The organism is Curtobacterium pusillum (genome assembly GCF_007673235.1).
Taxonomy (GTDB): domain Bacteria; phylum Actinomycetota; class Actinomycetes; order Actinomycetales; family Microbacteriaceae; genus Curtobacterium; species Curtobacterium pusillum_C.
Genome location: NZ_VDZH01000005.1, coordinates 107,148 through 129,869, shown reverse-complemented (window position 1 = coordinate 129,869; position 22,722 = coordinate 107,148). Strand labels below are relative to the sequence as shown.

19 protein-coding genes are annotated in these 22,722 nt (G+C 71.4%); 10 read left to right on the top strand and 9 right to left on the bottom strand.

Annotation, left to right across the window (positions count from 1 at the left end; all coding sequences use genetic code 11):
* Positions 1 to 14 precede the first annotated feature (14 nt).
* Positions 15 to 605, bottom strand: a complete 591-nt coding sequence (locus tag FS532_RS14495; protein ID WP_144755807.1) for an acyl-CoA-like ligand-binding transcription factor — start codon at positions 603 to 605, stop codon at positions 15 to 17.
* A 106-nt stretch (positions 606 to 711) separates the two neighbouring features.
* Between FS532_RS14495 and FS532_RS14490 the strand changes: the two genes are divergently transcribed.
* A complete protein-coding gene (locus FS532_RS14490; protein ID WP_144755804.1) occupies positions 712 to 1,656 on the top strand; it encodes an aldo/keto reductase in 945 nt (314 codons plus the stop codon).
* A gap of 64 nt (positions 1,657 to 1,720) precedes the next feature.
* Here FS532_RS14490 and FS532_RS14485 read toward each other — a convergent pair whose 3' ends face one another.
* Positions 1,721 to 2,299 (bottom strand): TetR family transcriptional regulator, encoded by a 579-nt coding sequence (locus tag FS532_RS14485; protein WP_144755802.1) that lies wholly within the window; start codon positions 2,297 to 2,299, stop codon positions 1,721 to 1,723.
* A 68-nt stretch (positions 2,300 to 2,367) separates the two neighbouring features.
* Here FS532_RS14485 and FS532_RS14480 point away from each other — a divergent pair, with 68 nt between their 5' ends.
* Positions 2,368 to 3,132, top strand: coding sequence for an SDR family NAD(P)-dependent oxidoreductase (locus FS532_RS14480; RefSeq protein ID WP_144755798.1), 765 nt, complete (start codon positions 2,368 to 2,370; stop codon positions 3,130 to 3,132).
* Positions 3,133 to 3,139: 7 nt separating this feature from the next.
* Here the strand turns inward: FS532_RS14480 and FS532_RS14475 are convergent, their stop codons facing one another.
* Positions 3,140 to 3,706: a TetR/AcrR family transcriptional regulator gene (locus FS532_RS14475; protein WP_144756464.1), complete on the bottom strand. Its 567-nt coding sequence runs from the start codon at positions 3,704 to 3,706 to the stop codon at positions 3,140 to 3,142.
* A 94-nt stretch (positions 3,707 to 3,800) separates the two neighbouring features.
* Between FS532_RS14475 and FS532_RS14470 the strand changes: the two genes are divergently transcribed.
* The gene (locus tag FS532_RS14470; protein WP_144755793.1) at positions 3,801 to 4,661 is read left to right on the top strand and encodes an SDR family NAD(P)-dependent oxidoreductase; all 861 of its coding nucleotides are present in this window, start codon (positions 3,801 to 3,803) and stop codon (positions 4,659 to 4,661) included.
* Positions 4,662 to 4,738: 77 nt separating this feature from the next.
* Here the strand turns inward: FS532_RS14470 and FS532_RS14465 are convergent, their stop codons facing one another.
* The 3 genes from FS532_RS14465 to FS532_RS14455 all read right to left on the bottom strand — a co-directional run bounded on the left by FS532_RS14465 (position 4,739) and on the right by FS532_RS14455 (position 9,288).
* A complete protein-coding gene (locus tag FS532_RS14465; protein WP_144755790.1) occupies positions 4,739 to 6,103 on the bottom strand; it encodes a hypothetical protein in 1,365 nt (454 codons plus the stop codon).
* Between the two features lie 427 nt (positions 6,104 to 6,530).
* Positions 6,531 to 7,121: a TetR/AcrR family transcriptional regulator gene (locus FS532_RS14460; protein ID WP_144755787.1), complete on the bottom strand. Its 591-nt coding sequence runs from the start codon at positions 7,119 to 7,121 to the stop codon at positions 6,531 to 6,533.
* Positions 7,122 to 7,194: 73 nt separating this feature from the next.
* A complete protein-coding gene (locus FS532_RS14455; protein ID WP_186322057.1) occupies positions 7,195 to 9,288 on the bottom strand; it encodes an MDR family MFS transporter in 2,094 nt (697 codons plus the stop codon).
* A 109-nt stretch (positions 9,289 to 9,397) separates the two neighbouring features.
* Between FS532_RS14455 and FS532_RS14450 the strand changes: the two genes are divergently transcribed.
* From FS532_RS14450 to FS532_RS14440, 3 genes are all read left to right on the top strand, one after another.
* Entirely contained in the window at positions 9,398 to 9,874 is a 477-nt protein-coding gene (locus tag FS532_RS14450; protein ID WP_186322056.1) for a MarR family winged helix-turn-helix transcriptional regulator, read from the top strand.
* 114 nt (positions 9,875 to 9,988) lie between these two features.
* Positions 9,989 to 11,818: a DEAD/DEAH box helicase gene (locus tag FS532_RS14445; RefSeq protein ID WP_144755781.1), complete on the top strand. Its 1,830-nt coding sequence runs from the start codon at positions 9,989 to 9,991 to the stop codon at positions 11,816 to 11,818.
* Positions 11,819 to 12,163: 345 nt separating this feature from the next.
* Positions 12,164 to 13,477 carry a fibronectin type III domain-containing protein gene (locus FS532_RS14440; protein WP_186322055.1) on the top strand — a complete coding sequence of 438 codons (1,314 nt, stop codon included), beginning with the start codon at positions 12,164 to 12,166 and terminating at the stop codon, positions 13,475 to 13,477.
* Between the two features lie 99 nt (positions 13,478 to 13,576).
* On the opposite strand, the gene FS532_RS14435 is transcribed toward FS532_RS14440, so the two are convergent.
* Positions 13,577 to 14,500, bottom strand: a complete 924-nt coding sequence (locus FS532_RS14435; protein WP_144755775.1) for an NAD-dependent epimerase/dehydratase family protein — start codon at positions 14,498 to 14,500, stop codon at positions 13,577 to 13,579.
* A gap of 126 nt (positions 14,501 to 14,626) precedes the next feature.
* Between FS532_RS14435 and FS532_RS14430 the strand changes: the two genes are divergently transcribed.
* The 4 genes from FS532_RS14430 (at position 14,627) to opgC (ending at position 20,558) form a co-directional block, all read left to right on the top strand.
* Positions 14,627 to 15,364, top strand: a complete 738-nt coding sequence (locus tag FS532_RS14430) for a TetR/AcrR family transcriptional regulator (RefSeq protein ID WP_144755773.1) — start codon at positions 14,627 to 14,629, stop codon at positions 15,362 to 15,364.
* A gap of 231 nt (positions 15,365 to 15,595) precedes the next feature.
* A complete protein-coding gene (locus tag FS532_RS14425) occupies positions 15,596 to 17,617 on the top strand; it encodes a glycosyltransferase (protein ID WP_440130720.1) in 2,022 nt (673 codons plus the stop codon).
* Positions 17,614 to 18,027 (top strand): ATP-binding protein, encoded by a 414-nt coding sequence (locus FS532_RS14420; RefSeq protein ID WP_186322054.1) that lies wholly within the window; start codon positions 17,614 to 17,616, stop codon positions 18,025 to 18,027. The genes FS532_RS14425 and FS532_RS14420 overlap by 4 nt, the downstream gene beginning before the upstream one ends.
* The gene (opgC, locus tag FS532_RS14415) at positions 18,015 to 20,558 is read left to right on the top strand and encodes an OpgC domain-containing protein (protein WP_260852750.1); all 2,544 of its coding nucleotides are present in this window, start codon (positions 18,015 to 18,017) and stop codon (positions 20,556 to 20,558) included. Before FS532_RS14420 ends, opgC begins: the two co-directional genes overlap by 13 nt.
* 192 nt (positions 20,559 to 20,750) lie before the next feature.
* Here the strand turns inward: opgC and FS532_RS14410 are convergent, their stop codons facing one another.
* The gene (locus tag FS532_RS14410) at positions 20,751 to 21,866 is read right to left on the bottom strand and encodes a Gfo/Idh/MocA family protein (protein WP_144755767.1); all 1,116 of its coding nucleotides are present in this window, start codon (positions 21,864 to 21,866) and stop codon (positions 20,751 to 20,753) included.
* On the bottom strand, positions 21,863 to 22,669 hold the full coding sequence (locus FS532_RS14405; protein WP_144755764.1) for a ThuA domain-containing protein: 807 nt from the start codon (positions 22,667 to 22,669) through the stop codon (positions 21,863 to 21,865). Before FS532_RS14405 ends, FS532_RS14410 begins: the two co-directional genes overlap by 4 nt.
* Positions 22,670 to 22,722: the final 53 nt, after the last annotated feature.

Here is a 22,722-nt window from a genome sequence, read left to right as displayed (position 1 = left end):
CGCACCGTACCCGCTCAGACGGCGGCGCGGAGCGTGTCGAAGGTCCGGCGCAGGAGTGCCGGCGCCGGTTCGTCGGTGACGGACCACCGCGTGATCGCGACGTCGAAGCACCCGAGGGACGCCTGCACAAGGACGGCCGCGCGGAGTTCGACGTCGGCGCCGTCGAGCCTGGCGGACACGAGCGGCGTCAGCACCTCCGCCCACGCGAGGTGCTTCTCGAGGTTCCGGGCCCGCAGTGAGGGCGTCGACATCATCACGCGGACCGACCGACGGCCGTACTCGACGTCCTCGTCGGCACGGACCATCATCCCGGCGAACGCCTCGCGCAGGGACTCCCACACGGGCTCGGTCGCGGGACGCTCCTCGAACGCCGCGGCGAGGGCACCGCGGTGTCGGCTGGGGTCGCCGATGACGGCGTCCTCCTTCGCCGGGAAGTAGCGGTGGAAGCTGCGCGCCGAGATGCCGACCTCGGCGGCGATCTGCTCGACCGTCACGGCGTCGAAGCCCTGCTCGTCGAAGCGGGCGACCGCGACCGCGGCGATGCGGGACCGCACGGCCTCGCGGGTGATGTCCCGCAGGCCGCCCCGCACGTTCGTCTCGCTCACGTCCGCATCCTACCGTGCGCGACGCTTCGTGCCGAAGTTGTCAGAGTCTGACAGAAACGGCGTACAGTGTCACATGCTCGACACGGACACCACGAAAGGACGACACATGCAGCAGCGCACACTCGGAACACAGGGGCTCTCGGCCGGGTCGATCGGCTACGGCGCGATGGGCACGGTCTTCGCGTACGGCCCGACCGACGACACGGAGTCGATCGCCGCGATCCGCCGCGCCCACGAACTCGGGGTCACCCACTTCGACACCGCGGAGATGTACGGCTGGGGTGACGGGGAACGACTCCTCGGCGCCGCGCTCGCCCCGATCCGCGACGAGGTCACGATCGCGACGAAGTTCGGGTTCACCACCGACGACTGGAAGCCGGACTCCCGCCCCGAGCACATCCGCCAGGTCGTCGACCAGAGCCTCACCAACCTCGGCATCGACTCGATCGACCTCCTGTACCAGCACGTGCACGACCCCGCCGTGCCGGTCGAGGACGTCGTCGGCGTCATGCAGGAGTTCGTGCAGGCCGGCAAGGTCAAGTACCTCGGGCTGTCGAACACGGACGGCGAGCACATCCGCCGCGCCCATGCCGTGCACCCGATCTCGGTGTTCCAGACCGAGTACTCGGTCTTCGCGCGGGAGTCCGAGGAGCTCTTCCCCGTCGTCGACGAGCTCGGCATCGGTCTCGTCGCGTACTCACCGCTCGCCCGCGGGTTCCTCAGCGGCGCCGTCCGCCCGCGTGCCGACTACCCGGAGGACGACATCCGGCACATCCTCGAGTGGTGGGCTCCGGAGCACTTCGACCAGAACGTCGTCGTGGCCGAGGGGCTGTCGAGGATCGCAGCCGAGCGCGGGATCTCGCTCGCGCAGTTGTCCCTCGCGTGGATCCTCGCCCAGCGTGACGACATCGTCCCGATCCCGGGTTCGAAGAACCCGGTCCGCGTCGCGGACAACGTTGCGGCAGCGGACGTCGTCCTGACGGCCGACGACCTCGCGCGCATCGACGCGCTGTCCCGTGACGTGCGCGGCAAGCGCATCCGCAGCCACTGATCGAGATGGTCACCCGGTGACGGACTGGAGGCACGTGGCGGCGTCGACCCGTGCCTCCAGTCCGTCAGTGGAACAGCCCCAGGGCCTCGTCCACCACGTCCTCCGGCCGCCCGTCGCCGTGCAGCGCCCACCAGGTGAGCGCGGCGCTCACCGCCGCGGCGAGGGCGTGCGCCCGCACGGTCGTCGTCAGGTCGTCGACCCTCCCGCCGTCGCGCTCAGCGACGAACCGCTCGATGACGCCGGTGAGAGCGTTCGACGCAGCCTCGCCGCCGCGTTCGAGCGACGGGTTGGCCCGGATCACGCGGAGTCGGTGTCGGGTGACCTCGACGGTACCGTCCGGGAACGTGGCTCCGACACGGTAGGCCGCGCGGAGTGCGACCCAGGCGGACTCGGATGCCGGCCGCACGCGGAGTTCGTCGGTGAACCGGACCGCGAACTCGTCGAGGCCGCCCCACACGAGCGCCGCCTTGCTGGGGAACAGTCGGAACAGTGATCGACGGCTGATCCCGGCGGCCGTGGCGACGTCGTCCATCGACACCGCGTCGAAGCCCCGCTCGTCGAACATCCGCAGTGCGACGAGCGAGACCGCAGCCGGGTCGATCGTCCGGGGGCGGCCGGTCTGTCGGTCGCTCGTCGAGCTCATGGATTCCTTTCGGCACTGAGTGCTATAACCAGCATGGCGCATCGAGCGCCTCTCAGTGAGGAGACGACATGACCGACACCACCGCCGGACGGTTCACCGGCAGGACCATCATCGTCACCGGAGCGGGGTCCGGCATCGGACGCGCCACGGCGACGCGGATCGCGAACGAGGGCGGGCGTGTGATCGCCACCGACGTCGTGTCCGAGCGGCTCGACGCGTTGCGTGCCGAGCTGACCGGTCTGCCCGGCGCCGTCGAGACCGTGGTCGGGGACGTCGCCGCGGCCGACACGATCGACGCCCTGATCGCCGCCGCGGGGGAGCGCATCGACGGACTCGCGAACGTCGCCGGCATCATGGACGCCTTCCTGCCGCCGAGCGAGGTCGACGACGCCACCTGGGACCGCGTGTTCAGTGTGAACGTCACCGGGCCGATGCGCCTCACACGGGCGGTCCTGCCGCTGATGATCGCCGCCGGCCGAGGGGCCGTCGTGAACGTGGCGTCCGAAGCCGCGCTCCGGGCCTCGGCTGCCGGTGCTGCGTACACGGCCTCGAAGCACGCGATCGCCGGGTTCACGAAGAGCGTCGCGTTCTTCCACGGGCCGCAGGGCATCCGTGCCAACGCGGTCGCGCCGGGAGCGGTCGCCACGAACATCGAGGCGCCGATGCGCAGCGAGTACGCGGCGGGCCGGGTCGGTCCGATCATGCAGGTGGCCATCCCGCCGGTCGCGCAGCCGGAGCAGCTGGCGGCCGCGATCACGTGGCTGCTCAGTGACGATTCGGCGAACGTGAACGGTGCGGTGCTGCCGAGCGACGGCGGGTGGTCGGTCGTCTGACGGCCGCTCAGGCCCGGAGGGCGGCGGCGACCGTCGCCACGACGACCGTGCGTCGGCGGGCGGCCCCGACCTCGTCGGTCAGTCGGGCGTACTCCGGGGTGGCGCCGCTCCAGAGCGCGGCGGTGTGGATGACGACGCCGAGGAGCTCCGACGGCGAGAACGTCGAGGACAGCCGGCCGTCGCGCTGCGCCTCCTCGATCGCCCGGAGCTTCCCGGCGTTGCTCCGGACCACGGCGTCGATCGGCTGGTCGGAGTCGCCTCGCTCGAGCCTGTACCAGGTCGCCAGTCGCTGCACCCACGGTCGCCGCACGTAGGAGTCGTGGAGCCGTCCGGCGTACTCGGCCAGGTCGTCCGGGTCGATCGTGACCTCGTCGAGGGTCTCCGCCACCATGGCGTCGAAGACCGCGTCGAACAGGCCGTCCTTGCTGCCGAAGTAGTGGTAGATCTGCGCCTTGTTGCTCGCGGCTGCGGCGGCGATCCGGTCGACGCGGGCACCGGCGATGCCGACGGCGGCGAACTCGTCGCGCGCGGCGAGCAGCAGGCGGGCGCGGGTCGCGTCGGCATCACGGGGCATGGGCACGACGGCATGCTATCAACCGGACGGTTGACAACCGAGCGCAGCGGGTGTTCCATGGCTGCTGTCAACCAACCAGTCAGTTAGGAACACCATGTCCGTCTTCCTCGTCACCGGCGCCTCCCGAGGCCTCGGTCGCTCGATCGTCTCCGCCGCGCTCGCCGCTGGCCACCAGGTCGTCGCCGGGGTGCGTGACCTCCACGCCCTCGACGACGTCACCGTCCCCGAGGGGTCTGCGCTCGTGCCCGTCGCGCTCGACGTCACCGACGCCGACGCCGCCCGCGCCGCTGTCCACACGGCCGTCGAGCGGTTCGGTCGGCTCGACGTGCTCGTGAACAACGCCGGGTACGCGAACCTCGCGAGCATCGAGGACGTCGAGCCCGACGACTTCCGCGCACAGGTGGAGACGAACCTCTTCGGCGTCGTGACCCTGACGCAGGCGGCACTGCCGGTCATGCGGGAGCAGGGGAGCGGGCACGTCGTGCAGGTGTCGTCCGTCGGCGGTCGCCTGGCCACTCCGGGCCTCGGCGCGTACCAGACGGCGAAGTGGGCGGTGGGTGGGTTCTCCTCCGTGCTCGCCGCCGAGGTCGCGCCGCTCGGGGTCCGCGTCACGGTCCTCGAGCCGGGCGGGATGCGGACGGACTGGGCCGGTTCGTCGATGCGGGTCGCGCCGGTGCGCCCCGAGTACGCGGCCACTGTCGGTGCCTCCGCCCGCATGCACGGGAGTACGAGCATCGGAGCGAGCGACCCGGACCTCGTCGCGCGGCTCGTGCTCGAGGTGGTCGCGATGGACGAGCCGCCGCTCCGCCTGCTCGTCGGTCCCGACGCCTACGGCATCGCCACCGCCGCGGGTCGGGCGCTCCTCGCCGAGGACGAGCGGTGGGAGACGCTCAGCCGGTCGACCGCCGCCGCGGACGCGACGCCCGAGCAGCTGGACCCGCTCGCGCACGCCTGACGAGCGCACGCCTGACAGAGCAGTGCCGCGGCGTGCGTCGTTGCACACCGCGGCACTGCCCGGTCGGTCTCGGTCGCTCAGGCGCGGTGGCGGCTGCGCCGGAGCCGGCGGATCCCGAGGAGCGCGGCACCGGCGGCGAGCAGGCCTGCTGCCCAACCGATCGGTGTCGTGGTGTCGGCGCCGGTGTAGGCGAGCTGGTCGGCCGTCGCCACCGGATCGGACGTCGCGACGGGGGTGAGTGCGCCCGACGTGGTCTGCGTGATGCGGACCTCGGTCGGCAGCGCCACCACCTGCGTCGGGACGTCCGGCTCGCTGACGGGCGTGGTCGGCGTGACCGGAGTCGCCGGTGTCGTCGGCGTCGTCGGCTCGGTCGGGGTCGTCGTCGGCGTGGTGTCGACCACCTCCACCGCGAACGTGACGGACACGCAGTCCACCGTGAGGGTCAGGATGTGCGGGGAGGCGTGCGGGAACGTCACGGTGAACCCGCCGTCGGTCGGCACGATGACGTCGGTCTCCTGGTCCGAGGTGAGCTGGACGACATCGCTCACGTCCACGCGGTTCCAGTTCGCGTCGAACGCCCACGGGACGACGGTGATCGATCCGTCCTCGTCGACGCGGATCGGGGCCGGAGCGGTCGTGCCGTCCGGGGCGACCCACGTGTACGAGCCGTCCGAGGCAGCGGGGACGCTGTACACGGCGGCGCCGAGGTGGGCCGCCTCGGTGGGCTCGACGGTGATGCGGATCCACTGGCTGGCGGAGCCGCAATCGTTCGTCGCCGTGACCAGGGCGGTGAAGGTCCCCGACGTCGTGGGGACGCCGCTGAGGATGCCGTGGCGGAACGACAGGCCCTCGGGCAGGACGACCGCGCCGCCCTCGACGGTCGTCAGCGTGTAGGTCGCGCCGTCGGCGTGCTGGGCGCGGAGGTCGGCCGTGAACTGCTCGCCGGCCTGCACGGTGGGCAGGACGACCGGGGCGGACTGCGACGAAGTGGAGGAGTATGTCGGGGCCGGTCGGTGGTCATCGCCGTGGCCGGGCGTGCTCGGTCGGCTGGTCGGGGTCCGGCCGGTCGTCGTCGACGAGGTCGGCTGTCGGCCTGCGGTGGTCGGGGCCGTCGTGGTTGCGGCCGGGGCGGCGGGAGCGGCCGGGGTGGTCAGCGTCGGTGCTGTCGTCGCGGCCGGGGCAGCGGGTTCCGGTGCCGTCGGTGTGCTCGGCGTGGCCGCGGTCGACGGTTCGGGGGCGCTCGCCGTGGTGTCGGCGGAGGGCGTCGGCGTCGCCGGTGCCGCGACGGTGTCGGCGGGGGCGGACGTCGACGTCGACGTCACCGCCTCCGGGGACGCCGTGACGGCCATCGCGGGGACGATGCCGAACGCGCTCGTGACCAGGACGGTGCCGGTTGCTGCGGTGATGAGGGCTGCTGTGCGACAGCTCGGACGGTGCTTCATCGGGTCGGGCTCCTCGACGTGCGAGCGGCTGTCGGGACAGCCGGGACCAGCCGTCGGGTACGGCCGGTTGCTCGGAGCGTAGGCGCGCTTCGAGTCGCCCTGGAGGACTCCTGCGGGATGCCGAACGCGACCTGTGGGACCACGCAGCCCCGCGGGTTGCCGCAATCCCGCACTGGGCGACGGGACCGGCGTTGCGGGGTCGTGACGTGCCTCCAGGCCGGGTTCCCGTGGGCCTGGCGGAGGCGGACGTCGACGCGGAACGACAGCTCCGACGTCGTACGACAGCGCAGTTGTCGCCTGCCCGCGTACGCAACTGCCCGCGGGCGCAAGCAACGACGACTCCGGTGTCGTACGACGTCGACGAAGTCGTTCCGCAGCGGCTCGCGACGCCGGGCGCGCCCGACCCGACCCGCCCCGCACGCTCGCGTCAGGCGGAGGCGAGCGCGCCCATCTCGCCCACCACGGCGCGCAGCCGCGTGGCGAGCTCCTCGGTGCTGCCGACCGTCTCGCGGTGGGCGACCTCGGTCAGCGCCGACATGACCAGGGCGACTGCCGTCCGAGCGGTCCGCTCGTCGGTCCGGGTGCCCACGGTGGCGAGGAGCGACTGCCGCGACTCGGCCATCCACTGCATCACCATCGGGGTCATCTCCGGCCGGAGCACGAGCAGCTCCTTCATCCGACGACGGTCCTGCGACAGCGGCACGGCTCGGGCGACCAGGCGGCAGAGGTCGTCGATCAGGCGTCCGTCGGCGGCGGCGAACCAGGTCGCGGCGGCCTCCGGGACCTCGACGGTGTCGAGCCCGAGGGCGGCGTGCGCCTTCGACGTGAAGTAGTTGAAGAAGGTCCGCGGCGACACGTCGGCGTCGGCGCAGATCTGCTCGACGGTGACCCCGTCGAGGCCGTTGGCGGACACCAGGGTCAGCGCGGCGTCGTGCAGCGCCTGGCGCGTCTGCTGCTTCTTGCGTTCACGGAGCGTGCACGGCTCCGTCGCCGCTGTCGCTGCCGGGGTGGTGGTCACGTGGACTCCTGGTGATGGGGGTGGGTGGGGCGCCCGTCCACGAAGGGGGACAGCGGACGGACGCCCCGGTCGGTCACCGACGCTGCGTCGGTGTGGATCCGGTCATCGGACCCGTGAAGGACCCGGCTTCGGCGGCGGCCAGGCCGGCCGACGCCTCGAGTTCGTCCTCCGGCGAGGGGCCGGACCCGGAACCGCCGGTCCCGGACCCGCCGGCGGCGTCGGCACGCTCCTGCAGCGCCGAACGCTGGCGGAGCGGCGGCACCCGGAAGAACCAGGTGAGGACGAACGCGAGCAGGATCACGCCGAGGCCGACCCAGTAGATCGTCACCGACGAGGCGTTGAAGCCCGCCATGAACGGACGGGTCAGCCGGGTGTCGGCGCCGGTCAGGAACGAGGTGTCGTTCGTGCTGATCGTGCTGTTCGAGCCGCTGCCGTCGGAGACCTGCTTCGCCACGGCCGGGGTGAGCTCGCCAACCCAGTACGAGCGCTGTGACGCGTCCGACCAGTCGACCACGAGCGTGCCGTCCTGCACCGACGCGTGCGCCTTGTCGGCCGCGGCGGCGAGGGCCTCGTCCTGCACGGCGGTGGGAGCGCTGGCGGTCGACTGCCGCACCTGGGCGGTGACGTCGTCGAGCGAGGACTGCACGTTCTGCTCGAGCGGCGTGACGATCGGCGACCAGATCTTCTCCATGACGCCGCGGTTCTCGGAGGCGGTGGCCACGGTCGGGTTCGTCGCCGCGTCGAGGGCGGAGCGCAGGTCGGTCCGGTCCGCGGTGGCGTGCAGGATGTTCGACGGCATCACCGAGAACAGGATCGACAGCAGCACGGCGGTGCCGAGCGTTCCACCGATCTGCCTGAAGAACGTGGCGGACGACGTGGCGACGCCCATGTCCCGCGCCTCGACCGAGCCCTGCGACGCCAGGGTCAGCGACTGCATGACCGAGCCGAGCCCGAGGCCGATCAGGAACATGCCGATCATCAGGAACCAGAGCGGCTTGTCGATGCTCATGAACGTCAGGACGACGTAGCCGGAGGACACCAGGGCCGTGCCGATGACCGGGAAGATCCGGTAGCGGCCGACCCGGGCGACGATCTGACCGCTCGTGATCGAGGCGATCATCAGGCCACCGACGAGGGGCAGCGTCGCGAACCCGGACTCGGTCGGGGTGAGGCCGACGACGATCTGCAGGTACAGCGGGATGGTCAGCATGGCGCCGAACATCGCGAAGCCGACCAGGAAGCCGATGACGGTCGCCATCGAGAACGTGCCGGAGCGGAAGAGCTTGAGCGGGATGATCGCAGCGTCGCCCATCTTCGACTCGATGACGAGTAGCGCGACGAGGCCGACGACACCGATGACGTAGCAGGCGATCGCCGCGGGCGAACCCCAGCCCCAGGTGCGGCCCTGTTCGGCGACGAGCAGCAGCGGCACGAGCGTGACGATGACGGCGGTGGCTCCCCACCAGTCGACCTTCGGCTTCGCGTCGTCGGCGCTGTGCACCTTCGGCAGGTGCAGGAAGACGAGCACCATGACGAGCGCGGCGATGCCGATCGGCACGTTGATGAGGAGGACCCAGCGCCAGCCGGTGATCCACAGGATCTCGGAGGAACCGGCGAGCAGGCCACCGATCAGCGGGCCGATCACCGAGGAGATGCCGAACACCGCGAGGAAGTAGCCCTGGTACTTGGCGCGCTCACGCGGGGCGAGGATGTCGCCCATGATCGCCAGCGGCAGCGACATCAGCGCACCGGCACCGATGCCCTGCACGGCGCGGAAGCCGGCGAGCATGAGCATCGACGTGGACATCGACGAGAGCACGGCGCCGAGGATGAACACGACGATGCCGAAGATGTAGAGCGGGCGCCGGCCGAAGATGTCGGACAGCTTGCCGTAGATCGGCGTCGCGATGGTCGAGGTGATGAGGTAGGCGGTCGTCACCCAGGCCTGCTGGTCGAGGCCGTGCAGGTCGTCACCGATCGTCCGGATCGCCGTGCCGAACACCGTCTGACCGAGGGACGACAGGAACATGCCCGCCATCAGCCCGTAGATCACGAGGAGGATCTGGCGGTGGGTCATCAGCGGCTGCTGGCCGGGGGCGTCGGGGGTCGTGGGGACCCCTGCCGCGCGTCGGCCGTGCTGCACCGGGACGGGTGCGGTGGCGGTCATCGAACTCCTTGCTTCGTGCTGTGTTTCCTGCTGTGAAAGTTTGCAGACCGCGCAACGATACATCCATTGCTTCCGGCAAGCAACTAAATGTGGCCACTACGCTGACCGGGTGACCGCCGAACGGGACGATGCCGAGCGACTGCTGCGCGCGCAGCTCGACCGACTCTGGGTGCGGCAGACCCTGCGGGCGTCGCTCATCGAATCGCGTGGGGGACTCGACCCGACGGCGCGCGTGATCCTCCGCGCGGTGGACCACTTCGGTGCCGTGCGCTCGATGGCCATCGCCGACGCCACGGGGCTGTCCCGCCCCGTGATCAGCCGCCGCGTCGCGTCCCTCGTGGAGTCCGGCTACCTCGGCACCACACCCGATCCGGCGGACGGACGCGCCAGCCTGGTGTCGATCGCCCCCGCCGGACGCACGCTCCTCGACACGCTCGACGTGGCCGGCGCCGAGGTCTTCGACGACCTCACCCAGGCGTTCGCGACCGGGGAGCTGCACACCCTGGCCGGGCTGCTCGCGCGCCTCAACGACCGCGCCGACGCGGTCCTCGGCGTGGGCGCGACAGCGCGACGCGACCCGGCCTGATCGCGCGGCCGACGCCCTGCAGGTGCCCACGAGACGGCCTGGAGGCGCGGTGCGGGCCCGCCCCGTTCCTCCAGTCCGTCACTGCTGACGCCGTATTCGAGATACCGTTTGCGCATGAGCACGGACACCGCCACCACCACCGAGACCGCCGACGAGGGGCCCGTGGTGACCTTCGCCGACCTCGGCCTGAGCGACCCGGTGCTCAAGGCCGTCAAGGACATCGGCTACGAGACCCCCTCCGCCATCCAGGAGGCAACGATCCCGACGCTGCTCGAGGGGCGCGACGTCGTCGGCCTCGCGCAGACCGGAACCGGCAAGACGGCGGCGTTCGCGCTGCCGATCCTGTCCCGCATGGAGGCGGGCAGCAAGGTGCCGCAGGCGCTCGTGCTGTCCCCGACCCGTGAACTCGCGCTGCAGGTCTGCGAGGCGTTCGAACAGTTCGCCTCCCACATGAAGCACGTGCACGTCCTGCCCGTCTACGGCGGCCAGGCCTACGGCGTGCAGCTCTCGGCCCTGCGCCGCGGCGTCGACGTCGTCGTCGGCACGCCCGGTCGCATCATGGACCACATCGCCAAGGGCACGCTCGACCTGTCCGAGCTGAAGTACCTCGTGCTCGACGAGGCCGACGAGATGCTCAAGATGGGCTTCGCCGAGGACGTCGAGACGATCCTCGCCGAGACCCCGGACGACAAGCAGGTCGCGCTGTTCTCCGCGACGATGCCCGCCCAGATCCGTCGCATCTCGCAGCAGTACCTCACCGACCCGGCCGAGATCACGGTCAAGACGAAGACGAAGACCGCGGCGAACATCACGCAGCGGTACCTGATGGTGTCGTACCCGCAGAAGGTCGACGCGCTCACCCGCATCCTCGAGGTCGAGGACTTCGAGGGCATGATCATCTTCGTCCGCACGAAGAGCGAGACCGAGACCCTCGCCGAGAAGCTCCGCGCCCGTGGCTACGCGGCTGCGGCGATCAGCGGCGACGTCGCCCAGGCGCAGCGTGAGCGCACCGTGAACCAGCTGAAGTCCGGCAAGCTCGACATCCTCGTCGCCACCGACGTCGCCGCCCGCGGCCTCGACGTCGACCGCATCACGCACGTCGTGAACTACGACATCCCCGTCGACATCGAGTCGTACGTGCACCGCATCGGCCGCACCGGTCGCGCCGGCCGCAAGGGTGACTCGATCAGCTTCGTCACGCCGCGTGAGCGCCGCCTGCTCTCCGCCATCGAACGGCACACCAAGCAGCCGCTCACGCAGATGCAGCTCCCGACGATCGAGGACGTCAACGAGACGCGCCTGACCCGCTTCGACGACGCCATCACCGCGGCGCTCGAGCAGCAGGACCGGATCACCGCGTTCCGCGACATCATCGCGCACTACGTCGAGCACCACGACGTCCCGGCCGACGACGTCGCCGCCGCCCTCGCCGTCGTGGCGCAGGGCGAGGACCCGCTGCTGCTCGACCCGAAGGCCGACGCACTCCGCAACCAGGTGGACCGCGACCAGCGTCGCGGTGACCGCCGTGACGACGACCGTGGCGCACGCGGTGATCGTGCTGACCGCGGCGACCGTGCCGACCGGGGTCCGCGCCGCTCGCAGCCGATGACCGCGTACCGCATCGAGGTCGGCCGTCGACACCGTGTCGAGCCGCGCCAGATCGTCGGTGCGCTCGCGAACGAGGGTGGTCTGCGCCGCGACGACTTCGGGGCGATCCAGATCCGTCCGGACTTCTCGATCGTGGAGCTGCCGGCCGACATGGACGGCGGCGTGCTCGACCGTCTGACGGACACCCGGATCAGCGGGAAGCTCATCGAGATCAAGCCGGACCGCCGTGGTGGCGGTGGCGGAGCGCGTCGGTACGACCGCGACGACCGCGGGCCGCGTCGCGAGGACCGCGACCGCGACCGCGACGACCGCGGGCCGCGCAAGCCGCGCTACTGACGCGAGTGCGCTCATGACGGGAGGCGCGGTGCCAGCTGGCACCGCGCCTCCCGTCCTGTCTGTGGGTCTGTCCGGTGGCCGTTCCGCGCGTAGGAGGATGATCCGCGCGTAGGAGGCAGTTTCGCGCGTAGGAAGCAGTTTCTTCCTGCCCCCTACGCGCGAAACGGCTTCCTACTGCGGGCGTGATGGGATCTTCCGTCGCCGGGGACCCCCTCCTGTCCGGCTTGCGGGATGGCGCACGACGGACCGCACGATCCGCTCCCGATCGCCCCGGAGCCCCCGCGCGGTGGTGCAATTCCTGCAGCCGCGGCGCAGGGAAGCCACGGGGACGACAGGGGATCGATCGTGTACAGAGCAGTACTCACTGTCGCGGCCACCGCGGCGCTGGTGATCGGGGGAGTGACGCCCGCAGTGGCGGCTCCGTCGTCGGGGCTCCCGGGAGCGCCGACGTCCGTGCAGGTGAGCGGTTCCGGGGACGGTGCCGCCGTGACCTGGAGTCCGCCACGGTCGGGCGCGACGCCCACCGGGTGGCGGGTGACCGTCTCGCCGAACACGAACCAGCCCGGGCACGGCGTCGACCGGCTGCCCGCGAACGCCCGCTCGGACCGCTTCGGCTGGATCCGGGCCGGCGTGACCTACGCGTTCTCGGTGCGGGCGACGACCTCCCGTGGCTCCGGACCCGAGGTGCGGGTCCGGTACACGGCGCCGCGGAGCACCACGGTCGCGCAGTCGCTCTTCGCGCTGGACGGCACCGGTGCACTGGTGCGGTACCCGACGTCGGGCACGGGCGCTCCCCGCACGGTGACGGCTGCCGGAAACGGGTACACCGCGGACGACGTCGGCAACGTGTACGTCCCGTCGGCCGACCGCACCGCGATCCTGTTCCACCCCGCACGCGGCGGCGGTGCACGGGTGCTCGCGACCGGGCTGCACCTGACGCCGGACCTGCGCGCGGACGTCGCCGGCAACCTGTACTGGGTCGACTCGGTGTCCGGAGCGATCACGAAGCTCGGCCTCAAGGGCGGCTCCGTGTCGACCGTGCTGCCCTCGAGCGGCTCGGCGTGGACGGTCGGTCGCGACGGCACCGTCTCGGCCTTCACGGCCACGAACTCCGGCGGGACGGTCGTTACCGCGTCGCCGCAGGGCACCGTGCAGACCCGGACGGTCGCGGCAGTCAACGGCACCGCGATCGGGTACTTCGCCGGACTCCTCGCCGACGGGAAGGGCACGCTCTACGTCAGCTACCGCGCGTTCGGCGGGAGTTTCTACCACGGCTGGTGGTCGCTCGCGGCGGGGTCGTCGACCCTGCAGCAGGTGCAGACCCGCCTGGCGTACCAGTACAGCGCGACCAACGACAGCTCGCTGGTCCTCGGGCAGTCGGCCGAGTGGTGTGCCGCGATCGCCGAGCAGGGCCCGCCGAACCCGTGCGTCGCCGACCACACGGTCACACACCTCTGGTCGCAGGACGCCTCCGGCGCGACGGGGGAGGTCTCGACCAGCGGTGTGCTGGCGCGGCCGAACGGGCTGTGGCTCGGTGCTGCCGACACCGCAGGTGACCTGTTCGTGGACGCCGAGTCCGGTCTCTGGCGGATCCCCGCCGCCGGCGGGGCCGCGCAGCGGCTGTCGACGGCGCAGTGGTCACGGTTGCTGGTGATCTAGCGCGACCGCCTTGCGGACTGGAGGCGCGGTGCGGGCCCGCCCCGTGCCTCCAGGCCGGTGTCCACAGAAACGCACCAAGTGGTGCGGAGATGTGTACACCTACACGCCGTCCGCCGTGCGGCGGCACACCTCGTCCCACGGCGTCGGCTCGATGCCGAAGTGCGCCCGGGTCTCGGTGTCGTCGACCACGTACGGCGCAGTCCACTGGTAGCTCATCTGGGCGATCTCGCGCATCATCGGCGAGACGATCCCCATCGCGCGGAGCATCCCCGCAGGCAGCCGTCGGACCGTCACCGGGGGCTTGCCCGCCGCTGCCAGGACCTCGGTGAGGGCCTGCTGCTGCGACCGCGGCGCGTTGCTCGGCACCATCCACGTACGACCGTGCGAGCTCGGGTCCTCCGCGGCGGCGACGAGCATCCGGGCGACGTCGAGCACGTCCGTGAAGGTGTGCGGCAGGTCGGTCCGGCCGACCATCGACACGGCCTTGCCCTGGAGCGCTGCGGGGAGCACGCGGGTGATGTGCCCGTTCTCGCCGATGCCACGGCCGACGTAGTCCGAGGCGCGGACCTCGACGGCGCGGACCCGTCCGGCGTCGTGCGCGGCGAGGGCATCGGCCCAGAGTCGTGCGCGGAGGATGCCCTTGTGGTCGGTCGCCGCGTCGGGCAGGTCCGGGCGCATCGGCCCGTCGACGGGGCCGTACGGGTAGAGGTTCCCGGTGATCGCGTACACCGCCCCCGTTCGTTCGGCCGCCGTGAGCAGGGAGGCGGCGAGCGGCGGCCAGGTCTGCTCCCACTGCGTGTAGTTCCCGGGGTTGGCGCAGTTGTAGAGGACCGCGGCCCCCTCGGTCGCCCGGGTGAGCGCCTCGACGTCGGAGGCGTCGAGGGCGACGTGACCCACTGCCTCCAGGCCGGTGTCTCGACCCGATCGCGTGGCGACCGTGACGCGGTCTCCGCGCTCGGCGAGGAGGGCGGCGACGTGACGGCCCACGGGGCCGGCGCCGATGACGACGTGGTGCTGCGACATGCGTTCCTGCTTTCGTCTCGTTTGCGAGAGCACTGCTCTCGGAACTCAGCATGCACTCCTTCCGCACCATTTGCAAGAGCAGTGCTCTCATTTGTGTGCAGTGCTCTCTCGTGGCAGGGTGGGGGCATGGCAGACCGGGCACCGACCGCACGCGAACTCGCTCGTGAGAGCGTGCACGCCAGCATCCTCGCGGCCGCCCGCGCCCGGCTCACCGAGGAGGGTCCGTCCCAGCTGAGCCTGCGCGCGGTGGCGCGGGACGTCGGGATGGTGTCGTCCGCGGTCTACCGCTACTTCCCGAGCCGGGACGACCTGCTCACCGCACTGCTCATCGCCGACTACGACGAACTCGGCGCCGCTGTCGAGGCCGCGGACGCCGCCGCCGGGCCCGGTGCCGGGGCGCGCTGGGTCGCCGTGTGTCGTGCGATCCGCACGTGGTCGCTCGCGCACCCCGGGGACTTCGCGCTGCTCTTCGGATCGCCCGTCCCGGGGTACGCCGCTCCGCGCGAGACGGTCGAGCCGGCGTCCCGGACGACGCTCACGATCGTCCGGGTGGTGGCGGACGCGCAGGGTGCGTCTGCGTCAGCGCCTGCCGGGAGGCACGGATCGCCCGTTCCGCCCACGGCGGCTCCCGGGGTGGTCGGCACTGCGGTCGCCGACGGCGTGGCCTCGCTGCACGCGTTCGGCCTGGACCTGCCGGAGGAGGTCCTCCTCCGCGCGCTGATGGCCTGGACGACCGTGTTCGGGGTGATCTCCTTCGAGCTGTTCGGGCACTACGTCGGTTCGGTGTCGGACGGTGCGGCCTACTTCGACGAGGTCATCGCCCGGCTCGCCGACGACCTCGGGTTCGCCGCCGACTTCGGCTGACCGTCCCCAGATCGGGGCGCCGGACTGACGAACGACCCCGTCCTGCGGTAGACAGGTCGCTACGCCCGGATCGCACCCGACGGTCAGGGCAGACGATCGGGCAGCGGCACCTGGAGCCGGCGACCGGTCGGCAACCACCCCTCGGGCGCACGCCGCGGTCGGGGGCCGGCGGATCAGGGAGGCACGCTTGCGACGCAGCACGTTCGGCGACGCCGCGGACGGTGGTACCCGGTGACCGCACTCGACCTCAGCCGTCAGGACCGTCGGCGGCTGACGACCGGAACGTCACGGCGGCGGATCGTCACGGTGCGGACGGTCGCGCTGCTCGCCTCGCTCGCCGGTGTGAACTACGTCGTCTGGCGCTGGGCCGCCTCGGTGAACTGGCACTCGTGGTGGATCGCCGTGCCGCTCATCCTGGCCGAGACCTACAGCGTCATCGACTCCCTGCTCTTCGCCTTCGGCGCGTGGCGGCTCCGTGAACGCGGGGAGCCGCCAGCGCCCCCGAGCGACCCCGTGACCGTCGACGTCTTCATCACGACGTACAACGAGCCGGTCGACCTCGTCGTCCGCACGGCCCGTGCGGCGAAGGCCATCACGCACCCGCACACCACGTGGATCCTCGATGACGGCAACCGCCCGGAGATGCGTGCCGCCGCCGAGTCGCTCGGCATCGGGGTGATCACGCGCGGCGCGGACTGGATCGACCGGCCGCGGCACGCCAAGGCCGGCAACCTCAACAACGCACTGCTGGCGACGCAGGGTGAGTTCCTGCTCATCCTCGACGCCGACCAGGTGCCGGAGCCGTCGATCCTCGACCGGACGCTCGGGTACTTCAAGGACCCGCGGATGGCGCTCGTGCAGACGCCGCAGTGGTTCGAGAACGTGCCCGACGCCGACCTGCTCGGCAGCCAGGCGCCGCTGTTCTACGGGCCGATTCAGCAGTCGAAGGACGGGTGGAACGCCGCGTTCTTCTGCGGGTCGAACGCGATCCTCCGGCGCGAGGCGCTCATGCAACTGGGGGTGACCCGGTACGTGCGCGAGGTCGAGGCCTCGGTGGCCCGCACCATCAAGACCTCCCGGAAGCTCGTGGCCCGTGCGCGGGAGACCGAGACCGACCCCCGGGTACTCGGCGCCCTCGACGAGGCCGAGGCCGTCGTCGACCGCGCCCGCGACCAGGTGCAGCGCGGCGAACCGCTCGGCGACGTCACCTACGACTTCCAGCGGGGCATCGACGCGATCTCGTACCGGTTCGCCGCGTCGGACCTCGAGTCCGTCCGCAACGACCTGCAGGAACTCGCCGCGATGTCGACGGACGCGAACACCTTCGCCGGCCTCGACGACGCAGCGCTCGACGTGCTCGGCCGCCGCGACGCCTCTCCCGTCGCGGCGATCGAGTCCATCGCCGTGCTGGCTCGTGCGCTCGACGTCAACCGCGACGACGAGGCGCAGCCGATCATGCCGCTGGCGACGATCTCCGTCACCGAGGACATGGCGACCGCGATGCGCCTGCACGGCCTCGGCTGGAAGTCCGCTTACCACGACGAGATCCTGGCGAAGGGGCTCGCGCCGGAGGACCTGCCGACCATGCTCGTGCAGCGACTCCGCTGGGCGCAGGGCACCATGCAGGTCTTCTTCCGCGAGAACCCGCTCGTGCAGAAGGGCCTGTCGTGGGGGCAGCGCCTCATGTACTTCTCGACGATGTGGAGCTACCTGTCCGGGTTCGCCGCGATCGTCTACATCGCCGCTCCCGTGCTCTGCCTGTCGTTCGGCGTCGTGCCCGTCCAGGCGTACAGCGTCGACTTCTTCGCCCGGCTCATCCCGTTCCTCGTCCTCAACCAGCTGCTGTTCTGGGTGGTGGCCGCCGGACGGCCGACCTGGCGCGGGCAGCAGTACTCGCTCGCCCTGTTCCCGGTCTGGATCGAGTCCGTGACGAGTGCGTTCGAGAACGTGTTCCGGGGCAAGCCGCTCGGTTTCCGGGTCACCCCGAAGGTCCGCGACGAGTCCGAGCAGAAGCCGCGGTGGGACCTCGTCAAGCCGCAGCTCATCGCGATGGGGGCGCTCGTCGCCGCGCTGGTGCTCATCGGCATCCGCTACCTGACCGGGCAGGCGTCCGGCATCGCGCCGCTCGTGAACACCGCGTGGGTGGTGTTCGACCTCTTCATCTTCAGCGTCGTCATCCGGGCGGTGCTCTACCGAGGGCCGGGCACCGTGCAGTCCGAACACGAGTCGAGCACGGCCGGGGGACCCCTGTGAGCGCGGCACGGATCGAGTTCGAGGTCCCGGCGACGGTGGCGTCCCTCGACGAGGTCCAGGACCGCTTCGGCGCGTGGTGGGACACCCTCGGCGTCGACGACCTCCGGCTCCGCTTCGGGCTCGAGACGGCCGTCGCCGAGATCGCGGCGAACATCGTCGAGCACACCCGACGCGCCGACCGGGAGGCCGGCCGGCGCTACACGGTGGAACTCGACGCGACCGACGACGAGCTCGTCGCCGTGCTCAGGGACAACGGGCTGCCCGCCGACGTCGACCTCGCCGCGGTGACGATGGCGGACGTCGACCAGGAGAGCGGACGCGGCCTCGCCCTCGCGATCGCGGCGCTCGACCGGCTCGAGCACCGGCACGAGGGCGGCCACAACGTCTGGACGCTGGCGTGCACTCGGTGATCCAGCGGGCGGTCGCGTTCCTCGTGGTGGTCGCGACGCTGGCGCTCGGCGGTGCGCTCCCCGCCTCGGCAGCTGCGCCGCCGACGGGCGCTGCGACGGCGGGCGCGACGACGACGGCGGCGACGACGAGCGCGGTATCGCCGGTTTCGGGGAAGACGTGGTTCGGACCGGACATCGACTGGGGCGACGACGCTCCGGACGGGTACGCCGGCCGACTCGGTGCGACACCGTCGATGTACGGCGTCGAGATCCCGTACCCGCTCGACCGCAGCGCCCGCAAGGAGTTCCTCCGTGCGACCCGGGCCGCGGCGACCCAGGGGGCGGTGCTCGTCGTGAGCTTCGAGCCCGACCAGTCGCTCCGGTCCCTCACCGCGGCGGACGCCCGGACGGCGAACACCCTGCTCGAGGAGGTCCACCGGCAGTACGACACCCAGGTGCTCGTCCGCTTCGCCCCGCAGATGAACGGCACGTGGGTGCGCTGGGGGCAGCAGCCGACGCAGTTCGTCAAGGCGTTCCGCGCGCTGGCGACCGCAGTGCACGACGGCAGCTCGGACGCTCGCATGGTCTGGTCGCCGTCGTACGGCGCCGGCTACCCGTTCGGTGAGTCCGCCGGGCGGCTGCGCGACCTGTCGGCGACCGACGTCGCCAAGCTCGACACGAACGGCGACGGGCAGCTCACCGCTGCCGACGACCCGTACGAGCCGTACTGGCCTGGCGACGCGTCCGTCGACTGGGTCGGGCTGTCGATGTACTCCTTCGGCAAGGGGAAGGCGACCGAGGCCGCTTGGCGCGACGTCCCGCTCACCCGGAACGACGTCCCCGAGGCCGGCGAGGTCGCAGGGCGCTTCGACGAGACCTGGGGCTACGAGCAGCCGCAGTCCGGGACCTTCTACGACCGGTTCGCCGTCGCGGACGACCGGCCGATGCTGCTCGACACCGGTGCCCTGTACGACCACTCGCTCCGCGGCGACGCCGAGCTCCCGGTCAAGCAGGGCTGGTGGCGGCAGGTGATCGCCGCCGTGCAGGACCGTCCGCTGATCCGGGGCGTGACGTTCCTCGAGACGAACCGCCGTGAACCCGAGGCCGGCAACCGCGTCGCGGACTGGCGTGACACCGCCGTGCCGGGCATCGCGGGCTCGTTCCGCACCGACCTCGAGCGCGCCGGCGACTTCGTCTTCGGGCCGGTCACCGACCGGGTGACCCCGCAGGACGGCGCCGCGGCGACCGACCAGCAGTACGACACCGGCGGCGACCAGATGGCGTGGATCGTCTGGCTCGCGGTGGGCCTGGCGGTGGTGTTCCTGCTGAGCGGGGTGTTCGGTCGGCTCCTGCCCGGCTGGCGCTACCCGGACGACGGGAAACCCGGACGCGACCTGCGACTCGACCTGTTCCGCGGGTTCATCATCCTCGCGGTGGTGATCACGCACATCGAGATCGGCGGACCGTACTCGTACATCACCCTGCACGCCACGGGTGCGATCACGGGCGCCGAGATGTTCGTGTTCCTGTCCGGCATGGTCCTCGGCATGACGTACCCGTTCGCCATCAAGAAGTTCGGCGAGTGGGCGGCGGCGATCGGGGCGTGGAAGCGCGCGCGGAAGCAGTACTTCGTGACGCTCGGGGTGATCCTCGTCGTCTTCGCAATGAGCTTCGTGCCCTTCCTGAACACGGACGCGATCACGACCTTCACGGACCGGGGGACCGGCACCGGCGGGGTCGGTGCCGAGGGACGCGTGTACGACCTGTACCCGAACGCGATGCAGCTGCTGGCCTACCCGCCGCCCTGGTACGCGATCCGGCAGTTCCTGCTGCTCGAGATGGGCCCGTGGCCGTTCAACATCATGGGCCTGTTCGTGGTGCTCAGCCTGTTCATCCCGGCGTTCATGTGGGTGATCCGGCGCGGCTACTGGTGGGCGCTGCTCGTCGTCAGCTGGGCGCTCTACGTGTTCCAGGCCGTCAACCCGGACTTCCGGCCGCTGAACTCGCAGTTCGAGTCGGTGTTCCCGCTGCTCACCTGGCAGGTCGTCTTCACGCACGGACTGGTGCTCGGGTACTACCGACGCCAGATCATCGGCGCCCTGACCGGCCGGCTCGGCAAGGTCCTGGTCGGCATCGGCCTGAGCGGCTACGCGCTGTTCCTGGTCTACGTCTGGGCCGGCGACCAGTACGGGTTCACGCCCGTGCCGTTCCCGGCGTCGATGTACGACCAGCTGTACAACACGGCGTACCAGCGGGTCGACCTGCAGTGGGGCCGGTTGGTGGACATCGCGTTCTTCGCGATCGTGTCGTACGCGATCCTCACCGTGTTCTGGAAGCCGATCGCGAAGACGATCGGCTGGCTCTGGATCCCGATCGGGCAGGCGAGCCTCTACGTGTTCGTCTGGCAGGTGTTCTTCGCGCTGGCGATCGCGTCGATCCCGGGCCTGGACTGGGGCAACCCGTGGATCGGTTTCGCGACCCACACGGTGCTGATCCTCCTCGCCTGGTACATGGTGCGGAAGCGGTTCCTCTTCTCGGTCATCCCGCGCTGACGCGCGCACGGACGGACTGGAGGCGCGGTGCCAGCTGGCACCGCGCCTCCAGTCCGTCGCCCGGTCGCGTCGTGACGTTCCTGCCCATCGCACGCGTCCTGGAAAGCCGAATCGCGCGTTGGAGGCAAGAACTTCCTGCTCCCTACGCGCGAAACGTCTCCCTACGCGCGGAACGGCCTCCCCCGCGGGACGTCAGCTGAGCGCGGCTGCGCCCGGTGACCCCGTCGCGAGCGCGCCCCGCACCGACCCCCACGATGCGAGCCGCTCGCGGATCGCCGCGTCCTGCTCAGCCTCGAGCGCAGCGGCGTGCGCTTGCTCGAGCACCTCGTCGATGACGATGCGCCGTCCTGATCGTGCCGAGGCGATCGCGGCGTCCACCATGGTGAGGCTCATGACGTTGCCGTGGACCTCGCCGTCCGGGGTTTCACCGGACCGGACCGCGCGCACGAACGACGCGAGCGCCCCGGCGATCTCGTTCCCGACGCTCGGAGCGACCGCGGGGGCTCCCGGTGTGCCGTCGAGGTCGCTCCACGGGTCGTGGTCGCCGTCCCACAGCGCCGTGCCGGCCGCTCCGGAGGCGCGCCAGTCGCCGTTCCACGAGGTCTCCGCGCCGGGCGCGCACCAGGAGCCGTCGTACACGTAGCGGACGTCGTCCTCGAAGGTGAAGATCGCTGCGGCCGCGGCGTCGCCCCGGTACCAGGACCACGACGGGTTCCACGACTCGCAGTACACCGACACGGGGTCGCGTTCGAGCACGTAGCGGGCGGAGTCGAACGCGTGGATCGCCATGTCGAGCAGGAGGACGTCGTCCATCTCCTCGCGGAAGCCGCCGAAGTGCGGGGCCTTCGCGAACCGGGTGCTCAGGCCACCGACGGCGCCGAGGTCGCGGACGTGCTGCCGGAACGCGACGAGGTGGTCGTTGTACCGGCGCGACTGCGACACCATGAACAGCTTGCCGGTGGCCTCGGCGGCGGCCGCGAGCGACAGCGCCTCGGCGACCGTCTGCGCGGCGGGCTTCTCGCCGAGCACCGGGAGCCCGGCGCGGAGGGCCTCGAGCGTGACCGGGTGGTGGGCGACCGGCACGGTGATGTCGAGCACCGCCTCGGCACCCGTCTCCGCGGCGAGGGCGGTCAGGTCCGTGCCGACGGGGATCGACGGGTCGCCCGCGACGGCTGCACCGACCCGTGCGGCGTCGAGGTCGAGGTCGACGATGCCGACCAGCTCGACGTCGGGGTCGGCGGCGACGGTGGCGAGCCAGGCCCGCCCCATGCCGCCGGCGCCGACCTGGACGACGCGGAGGGGGATCACGCCTGCGCCCCGGCTTCTGCCGGTTCGTCCACGGGCGCGTCGTCGAACGGGCCGCGGTAGTGCTGCCCGTCGAAGTACTCGCCGAGGTCGTACCGGCGCAGGGTCGGGATCTCCCGTTCGCGCTCCGGCCGGGCCCACTCGGTGGCGTTCGCGATCACGCGGCGGACGTCCTTGTGGTGGTACACGGGGAAGTCCTGGTCGCCGGGGGAGAAGTAGAAGATCTTCCCGAGGCCGCGGCGGTACGTCATGCCGCTCCGGAACACCTCGCCGCCGGTGAAGCCCGAGATGAACACGAGCTCGTCTGGGGTCGGGACGTCGAAGTACTCGCCGTACATCTCCTGCTCGGGGATGACGATCGGGTTCGGGACGCCGCGCGTGATGGGGTGCTGCGGGTTCACGGTCCAGACGAGCTCCTGGTCGTGCTCGCTGCGCCACCGGAGCGTGCAGGTCGTGCCCATGAGCTTGCCGAAGATCTTCGACCAGTGCCCGGAGTGCAGCACGACGAGTCCCATGCCGGCGAGCACGTGCTTGTGCACGCGGTCCACCACGGCGTCGTCGACGTCCTGGTGCGCGGCGTGCCCCCACCAGGTGAGGACGTCCGTCTCGGCGAGGACCTCGTCGGTGAGGCCGTGCTCGGGCTCCTGCATGGTGGCGGTGCGGACGACGGCGTCGGGCAGGTTCTCGCGGATGCCGTCCGCGATGGCGCCGTGCATGCCGTCGGGGTAGCGCTCGGCGACGTGCTGCTCGACCTGCTCGTGGACGTTCTCGCCCCAGACGGTGATGCGGAGCGGGGTGGTGGTCATGGTGTGTGCCTTTCCGGGGCCGGTAGGCCCGGTTCGGGGGCCGGTGGACCCGG